Below are 20,297 nucleotides of genomic sequence, written 5' to 3'. Positions count from 1 at the left end.
ATCCCATCCGCCGGAACGCCCGGCGGCGCAACCGGAAGTACCCCGATGTTCAAGAGCAAACCCGCCCAGATCGACGGCCAGGTCGACACCCTCATCGGCGCGCAGGTTGTCATCCACGGCGACCTGGTCTTCAGCGGCGGCCTGTACGTGGAAGGACGCATCGTCGGCAAGGTCATCGCCGAGGAAGGGCAGCGCGCGACCCTCACCCTGGCCGAGCAGGGCAGCATCGAAGGCGAGGTGCGCGCGCCGGTGGTCATCCTCAACGGACGCCTCGACGGCAATGTCTACGCCAGCGAGCGCGTGGAATTGGCCGCCAAGGCCCGGGTGCAGGGCAACGTGCATTACCAGGTGGTCGAGATGCTGGCCGGTTCGGTCCTCACGGGCCGCCTGATCCACGCCGGCGCCCACGAGGCCCACTCCCTGTCTGAAGCGCATCTGGACGCGGCCGCCGCTCTGCGCTGACCGTTCCCCCCGCACGCGGTAGGCTGGGCGCCGGCTTCCCACGGCGACCGGCATGACCCCGAGCGACCCCGAGCAGTCCGCGCCCATCCCGGCGTCCATGGGAGAGGCCCCCGGCCACCCGGTCGAGGCCGTCGCCGCACCGTCGTCGGTGCGCGACGGGCTGATCGGACGGCGTGGGCCGCTGATGCTCGCTCTGGTCGCGGTGTCGATGCTGTTCGGCCTGTGGGGCGCGTGGCGCGTGTTCGCGCCGGCCCCGGACAGCCCCGCTGCGAAGCTGGAAGACAGCCAGCGCGAAAGCCGCGGCCAGCAGCGCCAGATCGAACAGCTGCAGCAGCGCGTGGCAACGCTCAGTCGCTCCGACCAGATCAGCCGCGACGCCAACCGCGACCTGCAAAGCACCTTGGCCGAACGCGACGAGGAAGTCGCCGGCCTGCGCGCCGACGTCGCCTTTTACGAACGCCTGGTCGGCAGCACCGCGCAGCGCCGCGGCCTGGCCGTGCACTCGCTGCGCCTGCAGCCGCAGAACGACACCGCCTGGCACTTCACCGGCACGCTGACCCAGAACCTCAACCGCGGCGCCGTCAGCTCCGGCCAGCTCACGCTGTCGATCGAAGGCACCCGCGCCGGCAAGCTGGAAAAGCTCTCCTGGCCGCTCCTGCGCCAGCAGCCCAACGCCCCGGGCGTCGCGTACTCGTTCAAGTATTTCCAGCAGGTCGAAGGCGACGTCTTCCTGCCGCCGGACTTCTCCCCGGTGCGCGTGGCCGTGCGGCTGGTGCCGCGCTCGGGCGCGGCGATCGAGCAATCCTTCACCTGGGCCGACGCCACGCGCGACGTCGCGCCCGCCACCGCGTCCCCCTGAGCAGCCCCTCGCGGCGTCCGCAGGACGCAGCAACCCGTCGCGCGGCTTGAACAACGCGCCCGCGCGCCCCATCCTTTTTGGCATGGAACTGCCCACTATCGACGCCGCGCCGGACTACCAGTCCCTCGACCGCCCCCTGCAGTTCTCCGTCGCCGCCGCCCACAAGGTGCGCGAGCTGATCGCGGAGGAGGGCAACGACGCCCTCAAGTTGCGGGTCTACATCCAGGGCGGCGGCTGCTCCGGCTTCCAGTACGGCTTCGAGTTCGACGAACAGCAGGGCGAGGACGACCTGTCCATCCAGACCGACGGCGTCACCCTGCTGGTCGACCCGCTGAGCCTGCAGTACCTGATGGGCGCGGAAGTCGACTACACCGAAAGCCTGCACGGCGCGCAGTTCGTGATCCGCAATCCGAACGCGAAGACCACCTGCGGCTGCGGCTCGTCCTTCGCGGTGTGAGCGACACCCCGGCACCCTTCGCCTTCGTCGAGGCCGGCGCGGACGCCGCTTGCCGCGGTGCACTCGACCGTGCCGATCGCCTGCGCGACGACCCGGACGCGATCAAGGCGCTGTGGCCCCGCGCCCGCGTCGTCCTTCTCGACGAGAAGGGCAACGCCTACGCCGACGACGACGGCAACCTGCGCGCGCCGTTGGGCGATGAAATCAGTGAGGGCCCGGGCGGCGTGGGCGCTGCGGTGTTCCTCGGCCTGGATGCGCAAGGCGGCGGCTGGTTCGCGCTCGAAGGCGCGCTGACGGCGTTCGATGCGCCGAACCGTGTCGACCTGCGTCGCGCCGCCGCACTGTGGCCCGCGTTCGACGCCAGCGTGTTCGCACAGGCGCGCGCGCTGCAGCATTGGCGCAGCCGCCATCGCTTCTGCGGCGTGTGCGGCGGCGAAGTCGCGCTGTCGCGTGCGGGCTGGCAGGGCAAGTGCACCAAGTGCGGCACCGAACATTACCCGCGCACCGATCCGGCCGTAATCGTCGCCGTCAGCGACGGCACCCGCCTGCTGCTGGGCCGCCAGGCCACGTGGCCGGCGCGTCGCTATTCGGTGATCGCCGGCTTCGTGGAACCGGGCGAATCGCTGGAGCAGACCGTTGCGCGCGAAGTGCTCGAGGAAGCCGGCGTGCGCGTGCGTCGATGCCGTTACCAGGCCTCGCAGCCGTGGCCGTTCCCCGGTTCGCTGATGATCGGCTTCGCTGCAGAAGCCGACGCCGATGACCCGCAAGTCGGCGACGAACTGGAAGACGCGCGCTGGTTCACTGCCGAGGAAGTGCGTCGTGCGCGCACGCGTGGAGAGTGGGGCAGCACGCAGGATGACGGCGAAGGCCCGGTGCTGTCGCCGAGCATTTCGATCTCGCGCTGGCTGATCGAACAGTGGCTGGCGGAGCAGACGTCGGAGCGGCCGGGCGGCTAAGCGCGGCCGCGCGATGACGTGCGCATCGAGGTGTGCATCGAGGTGTGCATCGAGGTGTGCATCGAGGTGTGCATCGAGGTGCGCGGACGCACGCCACCCCATCCGTCCTCCCGGCAAAGGCCGGGGCCCGTCCCCGCAACGTACGCACGGGGCCCCGCAACGCACGGGCACTCCTCTCCGGCAAGCCATCCCACCGTCATTCCCGCCTTCGCGGGAATGACGGTGAAGTGGCTCACCCTGGACAGAGTGCCCGAACGCAGCGGACCCGGTCCCGACCTTCCCCATGATGAGGTGGGTCGAGCCGCCGCTGTTGCCCTATCACCCGCCGCATGACGCCGCCATCGCCGCGTTTCACGCACGGCACGCCCGCACCGACCCGCCGCACCCGCGCAGCACCGCCACGTGACCCCGTGCCGCCGCCAGCGAGACCCACCCGACACAACCTCCCACCAACGCCTTCACGCCGTCACCGCCAAGCTAGAATCGGCCCAGCCCCTCGCGAGCCGGAGCCGACCGCGCAATGTCCGCCACTCTGATCGCCGTCGTTGTCGCGCTGGTGCTGGGGCACATGGCCCCGACGCTGGCGTCGTCGGTGCGCCACTTCGGCTGGTACCGCGACTGGCTGCGCTGGCTGGATTCGCGCTTTCCCGAAGGCAGCTTCTGGCGCGGCCGCTGGGGCCTCGCCATCGCGCTCGTGCCGCCGCTGCTGCTGGTCTCGCTGTTCCAGCTGGCCCTGCACGATGCGCTGTTCGGACTGGCGAGCCTGATCTTCGGCGTGGCCGTGCTTTTCTACGCATGGGGCCCGCGCGATCTGGACCTCGACGTGGAGGCCGTCGCCAACGCACCCGATCCCGTCGCCCGCCGCGCCGTCGCGCAACGCCTGTGGCCCGAAGGCGGCATGCCGGCCGTGCTCGACGGCGGCAGCCTGGTGGAAGCCGTCTTCCGCAACGCACAGCATCGCTGGTTCGGTGTGCTGTTCTGGTTCCTCCTGCTCGGCCCCGCGGGCGCGCTGCTGTACCGCCTCGTCGCGCAGTCGGCGGAAGGCGAAGCATCCACGGCATTGCCGGGCGAGACGAACGAAGGCGCACGCTACTTCTTCGCCATCCTCGATTGGCCCGTCGCCCAGCTGATGACGCTGGCGCTCGCGCTGGTGGGCAACTTCGACACCGTGCTGGGTGCATGGCGCGATGCCGGCGGCGCGTCGTTCGATGTGCGCCGTCCGTTCCTCGGCGCCGTGGCGCGCGCCAGCGTGACCTGCGAACTGGCCGACGAGGCCGCCGACTACGCCGACGACAACCTCGGCGCCGATGCCGGCGAAGCCGGCCTGGCGCCGCCGCCGATTCCCGCGCCCGTGCTGACCGGCGAAGTACCGGAACTGCGCGACGCCATGAGCCTGGTCTGGCGCAGCCTGCTGGTGTGGCTGGCGGTGCTGGCGTTGTTCGTCATCGCCGGCTGGGTGGCCTGACGGCGGAACGCCGCCCTGCGTAGCCCGGGTAAGCGAAGCGCACCCGGGGAACCGATCGCTACTGCCACCCGGGTGCACTTCGCTTACCCGGGCTACGCGAATGTCAGCCCGGCGCCATCCACGCGAACGGCGCATAAGGCAGATTGCGCAGCACGCCGAACACCACCAGCGTCGCGATCCACCACCGCCCGTCATGCGCGCGCCGGCTCAACCACGCCGGCATCAGCGGCCGCGAAACCCACCACTGCGCCAGCATCATCGCCAGCAACGGCAGCGCGATCATCGCCAGCGGATTCATCGCCCATGCGCGCGCGATGTCGCCATGCACCAACGCATGCAACGCACGCGTGAGCCCGCAGCCGGGGCAGTGCAGCCCCGTGATGGCATGGAACGCGCACGGCCACAAACCGCCCGCGTTCGGATCCAGCGCCCGCAGCACCGCCACACCGCCCAACGCCGACACCGCCGTGGCCGCGGCCACGACGGTGCGCGGGGTCAGCAAGCGCGATGCGAAGGCGGGCGCGACGCTCACGACTGCACGCGCTGCGCCTGTTCCAGTTCCTGCAGCATCTGCTGGTACTGCGACATGCCGCCGGACGTGAAGAAGTAGATCGTCCAGCACAGGCCGAGGATGGTCAGGCCCGTGGTGATCCAGCACCACAGCTTGGCGCGGCCCGAGGCCACCCATGCGCCGGCCTCATCGCCCGCGGCCAGCTTGCTGTTGACCTGCGCCGCGAACACGATCGCGACGATGCCCGGAATGGTGCCGATGATGCAGCAGAACAGAACGGAGGCGATCGTGATGAGGATCGCCCAGATCAGGTAGTTCGGAACACGCGGCGCCAACGAAGGCGACGGCGGGACGGGTGGCGGCACGTTCATGGCGGTCCTTCGGAGTGTGCCGCCGGAACAGCGGCACGGTCGATCCTAGCAGCGCGCCATGCAGGCCGTCATCGCAGGATCAGGGGGCGTCCCCGCGCAATTGCCTCACCCGGGTTTCCAGCATCGCAGCGTCCACACCCGCGCCATCGACGGGCGCATCGGCCACCACCTCCACCGGCGCGCGGAAGCGACGCGGCACGCGCATGCGGCCCATGCGGTCGTCGCGCCGGCTCCACATGCTCGTCCACATGTTGCGCAACGCCATCGGCACCACCGGCACCGGATGGCCGTTCGCTCTCGCGCGCTGCAGAACGTGCTCCACGCCCGACTTGAACGGCGCGATCTCCCCGTCCTTCGTCAACGCACCTTCCGGGAAGATGCCGACCAGCTCGCCCTCGGCCAGCGCCGCGTCGATCTGCTCGAATGCACGACGCATCAGCTCCGGATCCTCCTTCGCCCCCGCGATGGGAATCGCACCCGCGGTGCGGAAGATCCAGCTCATCACCGGGATGTTGAAGATCTTGTAGTACATGACGAAGCGCACCGGCCGCGGAATGCTCGCCGCCAGGATCAACGCGTCCATGTAGCTCACGTGGTTGCACACGATCAGCGCCGCGCCCTCATCGGGCACGTGCTTCTCGATGCCGTGCAGGCGCAGCCGGTACAGCGTGCGCACCAGCACCCAGCTCAGGAACCGCATCATGAACTCGGGCACCAGCGTGAAGATGTAGATCGCCACGATCACGTTGGCGATGGCCAGCGCCAGGAACACCTGCGGAATCGACCACCCCAGAAAGCGCTGCACCACGATGCCCAGCACCGCCGCCAGCACGATGAAGCCGGCGTTCTGGATGTTCATCCCCGCGATCACGCGCGAGATCTCGTTGCGCGGCGTGCGGCTCTGGATCAGCGCGAACAGCGGCACCACGAAAAAGCCCGCGAACAGGCCGATGCCGGTGAGGTCCAGCGCGATGCGCCAGCAGCCCGGCTGCTGCAGGAACGTCGCCACCGACAGGTTCGTCGCCGTCGCCGCACCGCTGCGCGCGAAGTACAGGTCGATCATGAAGGCGCTCATGCCGAACGCACCCAGCGGCACCAGGCCGATCTCCACCGTGCGCGCCGAGAGCTTCTCGCACAGCATCGAGCCCACGCCGGTGCCGATGGAGAACAGCGCCAGCGCGAAGATGTACAGCGTGTTGCTGCCGCCCAGGTTCACCTGCGCGTAGGTGGGCAGCTGCGAGGTCAGCACCGTGCCGATGAACCAGAACCACGACACGCCCAGCACCGAATTGCGCACCGCCACCTGCCGCTTCGCCAGGCGCAACACGGCGAGCGATTCGGGAATCGGATTCCAGTTGATCTTCAGCTCCGGCGCGCCCGCATCGGCGCGCGGAATGAAGCGGCTGATGAGGTTGCCCGTCACCGCCAGCGCGATGATCGCCGTGGCCGCCACCACCGGCCCGTGCGCGCCGGCGACCACGAAGATGAGCCCGCCGAAGATCATGCCCACCAGGATCGAGATGGACGTGCCCATCTCCACCAGCCCGTTGCCGCCGGTTAGTTCCTCCGGCTTTAGCACCGAGGGCAGGATCGAATACTTCACCGGCCCGAACAGCGTGGACTGCACCCCCGTGCAGAACAGCGCGACCAGCAGCACCACCATGCTCTGCGTGACGAAGCCGATCGCCGCCAGCGACATGATCACGATTTCCATCGTGGTGGTGATGCGGATGAGCTTGGACTTCTCCAGCTTCTCCGCGATCTGCCCCGCCGTGGCCGAGAACAGGAAGTACGGCAGGATGAACAACGCCGGCGCGAGGTTGGTGTAGAGCGTGCGCTCCTCCGCGGTGACGCCCAGCCAGAACAGCAGGCCGATGATCGCCTGCCGATACACGTTGTCGTTGAACGCCCCCAGGCACTGGGTCACGAAGAACGGCAGAAAGCGGCGCTGCTTGAGCAGGTCGAACTGACTGTGTGCCATGCACTCACGGGGGTCTGACTGACTCGCGGGAGACTAGCAAATGCCGGTGGCGTTGAATCCCTCCCGTCATCCCGACCTTCCACCGTCGTCCTCACCTTCCACCGCCATCCCGGCGAAGGCCGGGACCCAGGCCCGCAGCCTCCGGGCACTTCCGCACGGGAAGGGCAGCCCCACCGTCACCGCGGCCTCCTCAATCCAGCGAAAGCTGGCGGATCCGGAGAGCGTGGTATAGGACACGCCCGGTGCCCTTCTTTGCGATCCTAGGTGCCGACAATCTTCCCCATAAACATCCTCGTACAGATTCGACAGCTCTCCATCTAGCGCCCGTTGCGCATCCCGTTGTGTCATGCCAACGCGGATGTCTCCGTACGCGGCGATTGTGACGCGTGTAGAAAGTGTTGGGGGCTTTGCGAACGAGAGTCAGGAGATGCAAGCGGCTACGATCGCGGCCAAGCATGCTGGCAATGCGGCGCGGCGCCTGTCAGTCATTAGCCAACGGATGGCGGTGGTTGGATGGCGTATATGGACTAGTAGCTTTCTTTCGCCATTGTTGATGTTTCTCAGCGTGCCGAACCAATGCGGATTGAAATCAAGCGTCGGCCCGCTATGGAACACTGGCCTGTGGAAATATCTCAACGACATTGCAATGTTCTTTAGTAAGCGCGGTTGCCTTGCCTGGCCTTAAGGGCTTCCCTGTTCTCTCGTCGTAGAGGAATGCGGTCTTCTCCCGCTCGCAAACTTTTGCTGCTCTTCCTTGAAGTTGCGCGCGCTTGATTCGAGCATATTCTTCGTAGCCCATATCCTGCGACAGAATCTTGGATTTGACGGGGTTCCCCGCCTTCGCGGGGACGACGTTAGGAGGGCGGCGGTCTTTGTGCGGTTGCGCACATCACGGCGACAGCACGATCCGCGCAGGCTTGCCGATCCGGGCGGCGAAGGTCACTAGCATGTCCAGGCTGAAGTTCTCGGCCTTTCCGCGAACCAGATCGGACACACGCGACTGGCTCACGCCCAGAATCTTTGCAGCGGCGGTTTGCGTCAGCCCTTGGGCCTTGAGCTGCTTCTCCAGCTCGATCATCAGATCGGCGCGCATGGCGAGCACCTGCGCTTCGGCGCTGTCGAAACCCAGATCGGCGAAGACGTTTCCGCTGGAGGCGACGATGTGGGGACCCTTCTTGGGATGCTTGGTGGCCATGGTTGCCTCCTTCATTCGATGAGTTGATATCGGGCCTTGCCCTTGTCGATGTCCTTCTGTTCCGTCTTCTGTGACTTCTTCTGGAAGGCGTGCAGAACATAGACCGCGTCGAGTCGCTCGATGACGTAGAACACCCGAAAAGCGCCCGAGGAATCTGCGATCCGGATTTCGCGGACGCCGGCGCCTACGGTCTTCATCGGTTTCCAGTTGCGCGGATCGAGCCCCGATTGGATGCGTCGCAGGTCATACCGGCTTCGCGGCGGGCGTCCTCGGGGAAGCGTTTCAGATCGTCGAGAGTGCTGCCTAGCCAGTACAGGGTCTTCACGGGCGGACCATATAGGTATTTAGATAAATATGCAAATACTTAGATGGTTGTGCCGGGGCTGTAGGCTCGCAGCGCCGTGCGGGTAGGTAGGGCGGCCTTGTCGCTTCGTTGGCCCTCACCCCAACCCCTCTCCCGCGAGCGGGAGAGGAGCTTTAAGGCGATCTGCGCGGAGTGGTGATCAGGACGCGGTGGCCTTCGCCGCTTCGTCGATCAACGCCGCCACTGCGTCCGCTTGCGAGGCCAGCGATGCGTGACTCGCGTCCAGCGTGATCACCTTCTTGGCATTCATGCGGGCCGACATGCGCTTCTGGTTGTCGGGGTGGATCATGTGGTCCTGCGTGGAGATCTGGTACCAGCAGGGTTTGTCCTTCCATGCGGGCGCGGTGATGGTGTCGCCGAATGTGCCGCCCACCGGCGCCTTCTGCGTCACCGCCATCACCAATGCTTCGTCGGCGCTGAGGTCCTGGCAGAAGCCTTCGTGGAACTTGGACGGGACGATCCACAGGTAGCCGTCACTGTCGGGGGCGATGTTGGCCACCGCGGCGGGCGGTTGCTGTTGCGTGATGCCGCCGGGGCTTTCGCCGGCGTCGGGGGCGAAGGCGGCGATGTAGACCAGTGCTTTGATGTTGGGTTGGTGGCCCATCTGCGTGATCACCGCGCCGCCGTAGGAATGACCGACGAGGACGACGGGGCCGGTCACCTGCGCGACCATCTTGCGCGTGCGTTCGGCATCGTCGGCGAGCGAGGTCAGCGGGTTTTCGACGGCGCGGATGTCGGTGTAGCCCAAGCGCGACAAGGCGACGATCACCTTCGACCAGTGCGCGGCGCCGCCCCAGAATCCGTGGACCAGCACGACGGTGGGCTTGCTCATGGCGTCATCTCCGAGGAAGGGGGGCATGCAGTCCAACGCAAGCGCGGCGACGAATCGGGCAGCCAGTAGCCCGGGTAAGCGGAGCGCACCCGGGGTTCAACGTGGAGGGCGTCCCGGGTGCGCTTCGCTTACCCGGGCTACGTCGTGTGCGCACGTTTCTTTCACGCCGTCTCCACGCAAACGCCGCGATTTCACCTGCGAGCCAGCTTCGGCTTCGTAGGCTGCCGGTACACGTCCGGAAGGAGGTCGCCATGACGGCCGATACCAAGTCGCCGCTGGAGCATGTCAACGACACGGTGTTGCAGCTCAAGGAAATGCGGCATTACTCGAAGAACAACGTGGAGCTGCTGACGACGCAGTGGCTGATGTTCGACGGTGAGTTGTCGAAGTTGAAGAAGGCGTCGGTGATCGAGGATCTGATGACCAAGCAGTCGCAGTTCTACGATGCGGTCGAAACCGCAATCGCGGATCTGGAGGCGGTGGCGGTGGAATTGACGCCGGCGCCGGAGGAGGGGACGGCGTAAGGCGCGTCGTAGTAGCCCGGGTAAGCGAAGCGCACCCGGGGGTGTCACCGTTCGATCCCGGGTGCGCTTCGCTTACCCGGGCTACAAAGACACGAGTGCTGTTCGGATGAGGGGGGGCGCCGGATTGGCTTCGTTGAGCCCTCACCCCAACCCCTCTCCCGCGGGCGGGAGAGGGGCTCAAAACACAGGGACTTGAAACTCGCGCTTATGCGGGCTCTTCAGTCCGCTCGCGCTCGATCGCGCGCCAGCCGATGTCGTGGCGGTGGAACTCGCCGTGCCAGCTGATGCCGGCGACGGCTTCGTACGCCTTGTGCTGCGCGTCGGCGACGCTGTCGCCCAGGGCGCACACGCACAGCACGCGGCCGCCGGAGGTGACGACGTGTTCGCCTTCCACCTTCGTGCCGGCGTGGAAGACCTTCACGTCGTCCACTTCGGGCGCGTCCCAGCTGTTGATGACGTCACCGGCGCGCGGCGTGCCGGGGTAACCCTCGGCGGCCATCACCACGCCCAGCGACGGGCGCGAATCCCACTGCGCGCTCACCTTGTCCAGGCGCTCGTCGATGGCCGCTTCCACCAGTTCCAGCAGGTCCGAACGCAGGCGCAGCATCACCGGCTGCGTTTCCGGGTCGCCGAAGCGCACGTTGTATTCGATGACCTTCGGCGCGCCGCTCTTGTCGATCATCAAACCGGCGTAGAGGAAACCGGTGAAGGGAATGCCGTCGGCGATCATGCCGCGCACGGTGGGTTCGACCACTTCGCGCATGATGCGCGCGTGCACGTCCGGCGTGACCACCGGCGCGGGCGAATACGCGCCCATGCCGCCGGTGTTGGGGCCGGTGTCGCGGTCGCCCACGCGCTTGTGGTCCTGGCTGGTCGCCATCGGCAATGCGGTCCTGCCGTCCACCATGGAGATGAAGCTGGCTTCCTCGCCTTCCAGGAACTCTTCGATCACCACGCGCGCGCCGGCGGCGCCGAAGGCGTAGTCGGCGAGCATGTCGGTGATGGCCGCTTCGGCTTCGGCCAGCGTCATCGCGACGATCACGCCCTTGCCCGCGGCCAGGCCGTCGGCCTTGATGACGATGGGGGCGCCCTTTTCCTGCACGTAGTCGATGGCGGCATCGACTTCGGTGAACACGGCGTAGTGCGCGGTGGGAATGCCGTGGCGCGCGAGGAAGTTCTTCGCGTAGGCCTTGCTGCCTTCCAACTGCGCGGCGGCCTGGGTGGGGCCGAAGATGCGGTGCTGCTTCTCGCGGAAGCGGTCGACGACGCCGTTGACCAGCGGGACTTCCGGGCCGACGACGGTGACGCTGACGCCTTCGCGTTCCACCAGCGCGATCAGGCCGTCGATGTCGGAGGCGGACACGTCCACGTTGCGGCAACCGGCTTCGGTCGCGGTGCCGGCGTTGCCCGGCGCGACCAGCACCTCGCTCACGCGCGGTGATTGCGCCAGTTTCCAGGCCAGGGCGTGCTCGCGACCGCCGGAACCGATGACGAGGACTTTCATGTGCGCTCCTGCGTGTCGCGACGTGGGACCGCGGATTTTACGGAAGCAGCCGCGATGCCGCGACTTTCGCGTCCGGGCGCGTCGTCTTTCATGGGGTTGAACGCGTCCGCGCGGCGGTATCGGCCTCGCGCGCGTTCATCCGTGTCGCTCAGGCGTCGGAGAACGAGCGGTGGTAGCGCACGGCGCCCTTCGCCGTCGCGTCGCCGAAGGCGAGGGACTGGAAGTACTGCGGCGGGGCGTCGGCGTAGTGCAGTTCGCCGTCGTTGAGGAAGCCGAAGCGGGCGTAGTACGCGGGTTCGCCCAGCACGACGCAGCCGGCGGCGCCCTGTTCGGCCAGTTCGGCCAGGCCGGCGCGGATCAGCGCGGTGCCGACGCCGTGGCCCTGGTCGCGCGGCGCGACGGCGACGGGGCCCAGGCCGTACCAGGACTTCGCGCCTTCGATCGCCACCGGCGAGAACACCGCGACGCCGGCGAGGCGACCGTCGATGTCGGCCACCAGGCACAGGCTCAGTTCGCCGTCCTCGCGCAGGGTGTCGACGATGCGCTGCTCGACGCGGCCGTTGCCGGGGACTTCGGCGAAGGCGGTGCCCAGGAGGTCGCGGATGGCGGCGTGGTCGTCCTGGGTTTCGGTGCGGATCCACATAAGGCCTCCGGGCGTGTGGGCGGAGTTTGCGCGGGGGGCGGTTATGGCGGTGTCGGCGGGGGCGTCGAGGCCCTCATGAGCGCGGGCTATGCTCATGCCGTCATTCCCGCGTAGGCGGGAATCCAAGGACGTAACGCATCACGCGCTCCGGAGGACGTGAGGGTGTGGACAGTTGGATCCCCGCCTTCGCGGGGATGACGGCATGGGGCTGCGAGGCTGTCGGCCTGGGTCCCGGCCTTCGCCGGGATGACGGCTTCGGAAACGCTTTCCCGATTCCCGATTCCCGATTCCCGGCGGATCAGTGGCGGAAGTGACGCACGCCCGTGAACACCATCGCCAGGCCGTGTTCGTCTGCGGCGGCGATGACTTCGCTGTCGCGCATCGAGCCGCCCGGCTGGATCACGGCCTTGATGCCCGCTTCGGCCGCGGCGTCGATGCCGTCGCGGAACGGGAAGAAGGCGTCGGACGCCATCACCGAGCCCGGCACCACCAAGCCCGCGTCGGTCGCCTTGATGCCGGCGATGCGCGCCGAGTACACACGGCTCATCTGGCCCGCGCCGACGCCGATGGTGCGATGGTCCTTCGCGTAGACGATCGCGTTGGACTTCACGAACTTCGCCACGCGCCAGGCGAACAGCAGATCGTCCATCTGCTCCTTCGTCGGCGCGATCTTCGTCACGACCTTGAGTTCCTCGCGCGTGACTTCGCGGATGTCGCTGGTCTGCATCAGCAGGCCCGAGCCGACGCGCTTGATGTCCACGTTGTTGCGGCCTTCACCATGCGGAATGCGCAGCACGCGCACGTTGGCTTTCTTCTTCGCGTAGTCGAGCGCGCCTTCCTCGTAGTCCGGTGCGATCAGCACTTCGACGAACTGGCGGTCGAGGATGGCCTTGGCGGTGGCGGCGTCCAGCGTCTTGTTGAACGCGATGATGCCGCCGAAGGCGGAGGTGGGGTCGGTGGCGTAGGCCAGCTCATACGCATCGCCGCAGGCCACGCCTTCGGCCACGCCGCAGGGATTGGCGTGCTTGACGATCACGCAGGCCGGGCGCTCGAACTGGCGCACGCATTCCCACGCGGCGTCGGCGTCGGCGAGGTTGTTGAAGCTCAGTTCCTTGCCCTGCAACTGCGTGAACGTAGCCAGCGTGCCCGGCACCGGCCACAGGTCGCGGTAGAACGCACCCTGCTGGTGCGGGTTCTCGCCGTAGCGCAGGTCCATCACCTTCACGAAGTTGCTGTTCTGCTGCGCGGGGAAGCGCGCGCGCTGGCCGTCGTCGACGTTGATCGAGGACAGGTAGTCGCTGATGCACGCGTCGTACTGCGCGACGCGGTTGAACGCGGCCACCGACAGTGCGAAACGCGTCGTGCCCGACAGCGCACCGTGGTTGTGCTTGAGTTCGTCCAGGATGCTTTCGTACTGCGCCGGATCGGTGGCCACGGCCACGCGCGCGAAGTTCTTCGCCGCCGAACGCAGCATCGCCGGACCGCCGATGTCGATGTTCTCGACGATGTCGTCCAGCGAGCTGTCGGGGTTGGCCGAAACCTTCTCGAACGGATACAGGTTCAGCACCAGCAGGTCGATCGCGCCGATGCCGTGCTGCGCCATCACCGCGTCATCCAGCCCGGCGCGGCCGAGCAGGCCGCCGTGCACGAGCGGGTGCAGCGTCTTGACGCGGCCGTCCATCATCTCGGGGAAGCCGGTGACGTCGCTGACGTCCTTCACCGGCAGGCCGGCGTCGCGGATGGCCTTGGCGGTGCCGCCGGTGGAGAGCAGTTCGACGTTGTGCGCGTGCAGCGCCTGGGCGAGCGCGATCAGGCCGGTCTTGTCGGATACGGACAGCAGGGCGCGGCGGACGACGACCGGCGGGCCGGACAGGAGTTCGGAGGTCATGGGTGTGCGGGGACGGCGGCGGGGAGCTGGGAATTATACGGCCCCGCGCGTTGCGGGCCTTCCGTCGCACGGAGTTTCAGCCGTCATTCCCGCGAAGGCGGGAATCCAACTGTCCGGTTCGATTCCGGCCTTCGAAAGGCGTGACGCACGCAAGCCTGGATCCCCGCCTTCGCGGGGATGACAGCAGGAAAAATCAGTCCAGCCCGTACTCGCGCAGCTTCTTGCGCAGCGTCGCGCGGTGGATGCCGAGCATCGACGCGGCGCGGCTCTGGTTGCCGTCGCAGTGCTGCAGCACTTCCACGAACAGCGGGATCTCCAGCTCGCGCAGCGCGATCTCGTAGAGGTTCTCGGTGTCGCTGCCGTCCAGGTCGCCCAGGTAGCGGCGGATCGACGTGGCGACATGGTCGCGCAGCGGCACGCGTGGAGCGGGGCGTGCGGTGTCGGTTCGGTCGGTGGCAGCGTTCAACGTGATCCCCAGTCCTTCGCGCGACCTCACCCCGGTGCGGGGTCGGCGGGAGGGCGAGTCTATCGTGGGCCTGTCGCAGGCGCCAATGAATCGCGAGGGCTCAGCGGAAATCGAAGGTGAACGCCACGATGCGTGGCGCCGGTTCCACGACATCCATTGTCACGGTCGCGCTCTGCCCGGGCAGGAGGCGGTCCGCGGCGCTGTGCGTCCGGCGGTACTCGTTGGGGGTGAACGCACGCACGCCGACCGGCCGGCCGTCCACGTCGGACAGACTCAGCAGCAACGTCGGCCAGGGCTGCGGCCATTGCGCGTCGTTGCGGAAGCTGGCCTCGACGGCAAGCACGCCTGCCGCGCCCGCCTTGGGTCGCACGCTGCGCTGGAGCATGGTGAACGCGGCCGGTTCGTGCCACGCCGGCACTTCGCAGCGCAGCACGCTGCATGCGCCGGCGACCAGCGGTCGCCAGCGCGGATCGGCGGCGAGTTCGAAACGCTGCGCCAGCAGCAACTGCAATGCGAGCAGCAGCGTCAGTCCGGCGATGCCGGCATACCAGCCCCAATGCACGCGTGCCGGTGCGGTCGGTGCGGAGTGGCGGGCGAAACTCGGCGCGCCTTTGCGACGCGGACGTGCGGCGCGTTTGCTCCGACGCGCGGGCGTGCCCACCGTCACCGCGGCGATGGCGTCCTCGTAACTGGGAAGCGCGTCCGATGTCGGTTCGCTGTCGGTGGCGTCGTCCGTCGCCTCGGCGGTGGTTGCGACTTCGTCGGTCGCACTCGTTTCAGGCGTAACGGTCGGCGACGCTTCGGGCGATGCGTCCGCCGTTTCGTGCACGGGTTCGTCGGCCGGTGCGTCGACGGGTTCTTCCACGGGCGTCGTGTCCGTGCCGATGGGTTCCACGAGTTGCTCGCAACGCGGGCAACGCTGCGGCGCACCGTCCGGGCGGACGATGAGCGCAACCAGGAAACCGCAGTGCGGGCACGGGACGAACATGGCGGCTATTCAAACATGCCGGCCCGCGGCGTTGTCATCGGCGGCGCACGCCTGTGACGCGCATCCAGTCTTCCTGGCGTTGCGCATGCAGCTGTTCGAAGCCGGCGGCGTAGCGCTCGATGACCTCGTCTTCCTGGCCGGCGAGGATGCCCGACATCGCGATGCGCCCGCCCGGCGCGACGCGCGCGGTGAGCGTGTCGGCCAGCGCCACCAGCGCCGAGGCCAGGATGTTGGCGACCACGACCGGGTACGTCTGCGCGGGTTCGTCGTCCGGCGCGTAGGCCAGCAGGCGATCGTCCACGCCGTTGCGCTGTGCGTTGTCGGCGGTGGCGATCAACGCCTGCGGGTCGTTGTCCACGCCGATCGCCTGCGCGGCGCCGAGCTTCAGCGCGGCCAGCGCAAGGATGCCCGAGCCGCAGCCGAAATCGAGCACGCGCTGACCGTGCAGCGCGCCTTCGTCGGCCAGCGTGTCGAGCCATTCCAGGCACAGCGCCGTGGTGGGATGCGTGCCGGAGCCGAAGGCCAGGCCGGGGTCGAGGCGAACCACGGCCGCGTCGGCCGCGTCGGCGCCTTCGGGCAGGTCGTGGTTCCACGGCACGATCCAGGTGCGACGGCCGAACTTGAGCGGCTCGTACTGATCCATCCAGGCCCGTTCCCAGTCCTGGTCCTCGACCTCGCGGAAGGCCGCGCGCGACCAGTCCAGGCCTTCGTCGGCCGCGCTCAGTGCGTACAGCAGCAGGTCCTGCGAGGTGCCGCCTTCGAACAGCGCGGTCAGCACCAGCTCGTTCCACAGCGGCTGTTCGCCGACGCCGGGCTCGAAGATCGCCTGTTCGTCGGGCGCGTCGGCATGCGCATCGGCGAGCGTGACGGCCAGCGCGCCGACGCTTTCCAGCGCGCGCTCGTAGCGCGGCTGCTGGACTTCGGTGCAGGGCAGGGTGAGTTCGAGGAACGGCATGGCGGTCGGAAGGCGACGACGGGCGGCCATGGTGGGCCGTGCGGCAGACGGCGTAAAGCGGGTCCACGGTCACAGGGCAGGGCCACTTGCCCGCATTCAGCCCGAAACCTTGCCGGTTGCGGCGGCGGCTTGGCCTTAGAATGGCCCGACGCCGTCTCCCCCCGCCATGGCCAACACCCTTCAAACCGGGCTGAAAGCACGATCGCCTTCGTGGCCGAGCACGCGCATGCTCGCCGGGGCGACGCTGGTGGTGCTCGGCATCGCGTCGGTGGCGGCGTGGGTGCAGAGCGGTGACCGGAGCAGTGTCGAACGCGTCGCCATCGCCACGGCGGTAAACGCCGAGCTGCCCGATCGGGAGAGCGCGTCGGTCGACCATCCGCGACCGGACACCATCGGCCGCACGGTGCAGGTGCCCGCACGCTCGGCCCTGCGCGAGCAGTTCGACACGGCGAGCGATCTGTACGCGTACGCGCAGTCGCTGGAACCGGCCGCGCGCGAACGCGACGCCGATGCGATCTGGATGATCAGCCGCGTGTACGACTACTGCTCCGGCTTCGCCGCGGCACCGGCGGCGTTCGAGCGCGACACGCGCGTGATCGGCGAGATGGAGATGCGCGGTTCGGCGGCGATGGTCGCCGCACGCGAGCGCATCCGCCAGCGGTGCGCGCGCTTCGTGCCGCAGGACGAGCTGACGCCGCGCATGATCGTGCTCAAGCGCGTGGAAGCGGCGGAAGCCGGGAGCGTCGCGGCGGAGGCTTCGCTGCTCGCTTCGGGCGAACCGCTCAAGGACACGCCCGAATACAAGCGCGATCTGGTCGAGCGCGTGAAGGAATCGGGCGACCCGGAAGCGTATTCGGCGCTGTCGCCGGCGATGGGCGTCGCCGCCAGCGGCAAGATCGAGCTGGCCGATCAGGTCGCCGGCACTCAGTTCTCGGAACTGGCCTGGCAACTGGCCGCGTGCCGGCAGGGCCTGGACTGCTCGTCCGACAGCGCACTGATGACGTCGTACTGCGCCAACGGCGGCATCTGTTCACGCGTGCCCGGGCAGGATTTCGAACGCTTCGTATTCGACGCCGCCATCCCCCGCCAGGGTGTGGACGTCATCAACGACATGGTTGTCTCGCTCATGGGCGGGAAGAGGGAATCAAAATGAAGAAGCTTCCATTGCCAACCAAGGCCGGCAGGTATTTCTGGGTGCTGTTGTTCGCCACGTATTCGGTGGCCGCCGCGGGCGTGATGATCGACGTGTTGGGTGACGAGTATCGCCATCTGTCGCAAATCGCCGTGACCTCCGTGCGTTCGTCGGAGGACGTGCGCACCACCGGGGCGGCGCAGGTCGCCGCGGTGTATCGGGCGAGCAGCGGCGCGCCGTTCTCGACGCTGCCGCCGGGCAGCACCTTCAAGGTCGTGTGGCCCGACGGTTCCAGCGAGTACGTCATGGTCGTCAGCCCGTCGTCGAGCTCGGGCGTGCATCCCATCGCCGGGACGCAGCAGCGCAGCGGTGCCGCGGTCGCCAAGGATGCCGCCGCCGATGCCTCGGCGCAGGAAGCGACGCGCTGATCTGAAGGCAGGCGGCCTCAGCGCACCGCCCGATCGACCCGTCCGGTGGCGGCGCCGTCCATCTGCGGCGGCACGAAGTCCACCGGCACACGCACCAGCGCGCCCTCCGGTTGGCGTTCGGACTGGATGCGCCAGCCCCAGGCGACATTGATCGCCGACTGGTCCAGCAGCGGATAGCCCGAGGATTCGCTCAGGCGCACCGCGCGCACTTCACCGCAGGGATTGACCAGCAGGCGCAGTTCCACGCGACCGCCTTCGCCGTGCCGCGCCAGCGAGGCCGGATAGCGCGGCGGCGCCATGTCCTTCGGCGCGGGCGTGCAGGCCTCGTGTTCGATGAGCTTGCGCCAGGCGAGATAGCCGGGGCTTTCGGTGTCGGTGGACGGCTCCGGCGGGGACATCGCGGCGGTTTGCGCCTGCAAGGCCTTGCAGGCGGCGTTGGCGGCCGGGCAATGGACGCGCGCGATGATGCGGTAGCGGTCCGTTTCGGAACGGTCGATCACCTGCACCGCGCTGTCGGGCCACCGGCCCTGCTGTGGTGCGACGAAGGTCCATTGGCCCGTGGCGTCGCCGCGGTCGATCGCGAAGCTGGTCAGGTCCGGGCGGAAGGCGAAATAGCCGGCGTCCGGCAGCGCCTCCAGTTCCTTCGGGTCCATCGTTCCGCTGGTGCGGTACCAGGAGAGCAGCTGCTCGCGGTACAGGTGCGACACGGTGTCGTGGGTGTCGATGACGGTCTCGACCTGCAGCCAGTCGCTGCCGGAGCGGGGTGCGCAGATGGCCTGCGAGGACGCCAAGGCGATCGCGAGGGTCATCAACAGTCGAGCGGTCATGCGGGCTCCGAACCGGTGCGGGGACGCAGGCATTCTTGCAGGAAGTCCTGCCGCAGAAAAAGAAACCGCGGCCTGGGCCGCGGTTGTCAGGTCACACGATCGAGAGCGCCTTTTCCTTCTGTTCCTTCAGGCGTTTCTCGAGGTAGTGGATGTTCATGCCGCCCTGCTGGAAGCCGGCGTCGGACATGATCCGCTGCTGCAGCGGGATGTTGGTCTTGATGCCGTCCACGACCATCTCGGAGAGCGCCACGCGCATGCGTGCGATCGCGGTTTCGCGATCGGGGCCGTGCACGATCAGCTTGCCGATCATCGAGTCGTAGTTCGGCGGCACGCGATAGCCTTCGTAGATGTGGCTGTCCACGCGCACGCCCGGGCCGCCCGGTGCGTGGAAATGCTGGATCAGGCCGGGGAACGGCATGAACGTGTCCGGGTCTTCGGCATTGATGCGGCACTCGATCGCATGGCCTTCCAGCACGATGTCGCTCTGCTTGATCGACAGCTTGTGGCCGGCGGCGATGTTGAGCTGCTCGCGCACCAGGTCGATGCCGGTGACCATCTCGGTGACCGGATGCTCCACCTGGATGCGGGTGTTCATTTCGATGAAGTAGAAGCGGCCGTTCTCGTACAGGAACTCGAACGTGCCCGCGCCGCGGTAGCCGATGCGCAGGCAGGCTTCCACGCAGACCTTGCCGATTTCCGCGCGCTGCTCGGGCGTGATGCCCGGTGCCGGCGCTTCCTCGACGACCTTCTGGTGGCGGCGCTGCATCGAGCAGTCGCGCTCGCCCAGGTGGATCGCGTTGCCCTGGCCGTCGGCGAGGACCTGGATTTCCACGTGGCGCGGGTTCTCCAGGAACTTCTCCATGTAGACCATGTCGTTGCCGAACGCGGCCTTGGCTTCGGACTTGGTGGTCTGGATCGCGGTGACCAGGTGCGCCTCGGTGTGCACCACGCGCATGCCGCGACCGCCGCCACCGCCGGCGGCCTTGACGATGATCGGGTAGCCGATCTCGCGCGCGATCTTGACGTTGGTGGCCGCGTCGTCGCCGAGCGGACCGCCGCTGCCGGGCACGCAGGGCACGCCGGCGGACTTCATCGCGCGGATGGCTTCGACCTTGTCGCCCATCAGGCGGATCGTGTCGGCCTTGGGCCCGATGAAGATGAAGCCGGACTGCTCCACGCGCTCGGCGAAGTCGGCGTTCTCCGACAGGAAGCCGTAGCCCGGGTGGATCGCCTGGGCGTCGGTGACCTCGGCGGCGGCGATGATCTGCGCCATGTTGAGGTAGCTGTCGGTGGACGGCGCCGGGCCGATGCAGACCGACTCGTCGGCCATCGCGACGTGTTTGAGATTGCGGTCGACGGTGGAGTGCACCGCGACCGTACGGATGCCCAGCGCGTGGCACGCGCGCAGGATGCGCAGCGCGATCTCACCGCGGTTGGCGATTACAACTTTGTCGAGCATGTGGCTGTTCTCGAAAGCAGGGACGAAGAA

At 67.9% G+C, this 20,297-nt stretch carries 21 protein-coding genes and 1 pseudogene; 8 read left to right on the top strand and 14 right to left on the bottom strand.

The genetic code is table 11. From position 1 onward, the window contains the following. The first annotated feature begins 45 nt into the window (after nt 1-45). From AAFF32_RS00460 to AAFF32_RS00440, 5 genes are all read left to right on the top strand, one after another. Nucleotides 46-462: a polymer-forming cytoskeletal protein gene (locus AAFF32_RS00460; protein WP_216965941.1), complete on the top strand. Its 417-nt coding sequence runs from the start codon at nt 46-48 to the stop codon at nt 460-462. Between the two features lie 52 nt (nt 463-514). Further along, nucleotides 515-1,321, top strand: coding sequence for a DUF6776 family protein (locus AAFF32_RS00455; protein ID WP_254200950.1), 807 nt, complete (start codon nt 515-517; stop codon nt 1,319-1,321). 82 nt (nt 1,322-1,403) lie between these two features. Continuing rightward, a complete protein-coding gene (gene erpA, locus AAFF32_RS00450) occupies nt 1,404-1,778 on the top strand; it encodes an iron-sulfur cluster insertion protein ErpA (RefSeq protein WP_216965943.1) in 375 nt (124 codons plus the stop codon). Next, entirely contained in the window at nt 1,775-2,734 is a 960-nt protein-coding gene (gene nudC / locus AAFF32_RS00445) for an NAD(+) diphosphatase (protein ID WP_342316121.1), read from the top strand. The genes erpA and nudC overlap by 4 nt, the downstream gene beginning before the upstream one ends. A 520-nt stretch (nt 2,735-3,254) precedes the next feature. Beyond that, nucleotides 3,255-4,199 carry a hypothetical protein gene (locus AAFF32_RS00440; protein WP_342316120.1) on the top strand — a complete coding sequence of 315 codons (945 nt, stop codon included), beginning with the start codon at nt 3,255-3,257 and terminating at the stop codon, nt 4,197-4,199. A 103-nt stretch (nt 4,200-4,302) separates the two neighbouring features. Here the strand turns inward: AAFF32_RS00440 and AAFF32_RS00435 are convergent, their stop codons facing one another. The 6 genes and pseudogenes from AAFF32_RS00435 to AAFF32_RS00410 form a co-directional block, all read right to left on the bottom strand. Continuing rightward, nucleotides 4,303-4,731, bottom strand: a complete 429-nt coding sequence (locus tag AAFF32_RS00435; protein WP_342316118.1) for a DUF2752 domain-containing protein — start codon at nt 4,729-4,731, stop codon at nt 4,303-4,305. Then, nucleotides 4,728-5,081: a CD225/dispanin family protein gene (locus AAFF32_RS00430; protein ID WP_216965951.1), complete on the bottom strand. Its 354-nt coding sequence runs from the start codon at nt 5,079-5,081 to the stop codon at nt 4,728-4,730. The genes AAFF32_RS00435 and AAFF32_RS00430 overlap by 4 nt, the downstream gene beginning before the upstream one ends. Nucleotides 5,082-5,160: 79 nt before the next feature. Beyond that, on the bottom strand, nt 5,161-7,062 hold the full coding sequence (locus AAFF32_RS00425; protein ID WP_216965953.1) for an MFS transporter: 1,902 nt from the start codon (nt 7,060-7,062) through the stop codon (nt 5,161-5,163). A gap of 889 nt (nt 7,063-7,951) precedes the next feature. Then, the gene (locus AAFF32_RS00420; RefSeq protein WP_216965959.1) at nt 7,952-8,257 is read right to left on the bottom strand and encodes a helix-turn-helix transcriptional regulator; all 306 of its coding nucleotides are present in this window, start codon (nt 8,255-8,257) and stop codon (nt 7,952-7,954) included. Between the two features lie 11 nt (nt 8,258-8,268). Further along, nucleotides 8,269-8,582: pseudogene (locus AAFF32_RS00415) on the bottom strand (type II toxin-antitoxin system RelE/ParE family toxin). A gap of 178 nt (nt 8,583-8,760) precedes the next feature. Then, a complete protein-coding gene (locus AAFF32_RS00410; protein WP_342316117.1) occupies nt 8,761-9,453 on the bottom strand; it encodes an alpha/beta hydrolase in 693 nt (230 codons plus the stop codon). 251 nt (nt 9,454-9,704) lie between these two features. Here AAFF32_RS00410 and AAFF32_RS00405 point away from each other — a divergent pair, with 251 nt between their 5' ends. Next, nucleotides 9,705-9,977: a hypothetical protein gene (locus AAFF32_RS00405; RefSeq protein ID WP_216965963.1), complete on the top strand. Its 273-nt coding sequence runs from the start codon at nt 9,705-9,707 to the stop codon at nt 9,975-9,977. Between the two features lie 205 nt (nt 9,978-10,182). On the opposite strand, the gene purD is transcribed toward AAFF32_RS00405, so the two are convergent. The 6 genes from purD to prmA all read right to left on the bottom strand — a co-directional run bounded on the left by purD (nt 10,183) and on the right by prmA (nt 16,421). Continuing rightward, nucleotides 10,183-11,481, bottom strand: coding sequence for a phosphoribosylamine--glycine ligase (purD, locus tag AAFF32_RS00400; protein WP_216965965.1), 1,299 nt, complete (start codon nt 11,479-11,481; stop codon nt 10,183-10,185). Between the two features lie 148 nt (nt 11,482-11,629). After that, entirely contained in the window at nt 11,630-12,124 is a 495-nt protein-coding gene (locus AAFF32_RS00395; RefSeq protein WP_216965976.1) for an N-acetyltransferase, read from the bottom strand. Nucleotides 12,125-12,422: 298 nt separating this feature from the next. Then, the gene (purH, locus tag AAFF32_RS00390; RefSeq protein ID WP_342316116.1) at nt 12,423-14,012 is read right to left on the bottom strand and encodes a bifunctional phosphoribosylaminoimidazolecarboxamide formyltransferase/IMP cyclohydrolase; all 1,590 of its coding nucleotides are present in this window, start codon (nt 14,010-14,012) and stop codon (nt 12,423-12,425) included. A 193-nt stretch (nt 14,013-14,205) separates the two neighbouring features. Beyond that, nucleotides 14,206-14,478 (bottom strand): DNA-binding transcriptional regulator Fis, encoded by a 273-nt coding sequence (fis, locus tag AAFF32_RS00385; RefSeq protein WP_216965981.1) that lies wholly within the window; start codon nt 14,476-14,478, stop codon nt 14,206-14,208. A 100-nt stretch (nt 14,479-14,578) separates the two neighbouring features. Then, nucleotides 14,579-15,466 carry a DUF3426 domain-containing protein gene (locus tag AAFF32_RS00380; RefSeq protein ID WP_216965982.1) on the bottom strand — a complete coding sequence of 296 codons (888 nt, stop codon included), beginning with the start codon at nt 15,464-15,466 and terminating at the stop codon, nt 14,579-14,581. A 34-nt stretch (nt 15,467-15,500) separates the two neighbouring features. Then, a complete protein-coding gene (prmA, locus tag AAFF32_RS00375) occupies nt 15,501-16,421 on the bottom strand; it encodes a 50S ribosomal protein L11 methyltransferase (protein WP_342317188.1) in 921 nt (306 codons plus the stop codon). 166 nt (nt 16,422-16,587) lie between these two features. Here prmA and AAFF32_RS00370 point away from each other — a divergent pair, with 166 nt between their 5' ends. Both AAFF32_RS00370 and AAFF32_RS00365 read left to right on the top strand, forming a co-directional pair. After that, nucleotides 16,588-17,574 carry a hypothetical protein gene (locus AAFF32_RS00370; RefSeq protein ID WP_254200952.1) on the top strand — a complete coding sequence of 329 codons (987 nt, stop codon included), beginning with the start codon at nt 16,588-16,590 and terminating at the stop codon, nt 17,572-17,574. Continuing rightward, nucleotides 17,571-17,981 (top strand): hypothetical protein, encoded by a 411-nt coding sequence (locus AAFF32_RS00365; protein WP_342316115.1) that lies wholly within the window; start codon nt 17,571-17,573, stop codon nt 17,979-17,981. The genes AAFF32_RS00370 and AAFF32_RS00365 overlap by 4 nt, the downstream gene beginning before the upstream one ends. A 17-nt stretch (nt 17,982-17,998) precedes the next feature. On the opposite strand, the gene AAFF32_RS00360 is transcribed toward AAFF32_RS00365, so the two are convergent. Then, nucleotides 17,999-18,808: an energy transducer TonB gene (locus tag AAFF32_RS00360; protein WP_342316114.1), complete on the bottom strand. Its 810-nt coding sequence runs from the start codon at nt 18,806-18,808 to the stop codon at nt 17,999-18,001. Between the two features lie 91 nt (nt 18,809-18,899). Then, a complete protein-coding gene (gene accC, locus AAFF32_RS00355; RefSeq protein ID WP_216965986.1) occupies nt 18,900-20,267 on the bottom strand; it encodes an acetyl-CoA carboxylase biotin carboxylase subunit in 1,368 nt (455 codons plus the stop codon). Between the last annotated feature and the right edge of the window lie 30 nt (nt 20,268-20,297).

The sequence above is a fragment of the Lysobacter sp. FW306-1B-D06B genome, from assembly GCF_038446665.1.
Lineage (GTDB): Bacteria > Pseudomonadota > Gammaproteobacteria > Xanthomonadales > Xanthomonadaceae > Lysobacter_J.
Note: the sequence above shows the minus strand (reverse complement) of the source record. Positions and strands in the feature narration are given on the sequence as shown.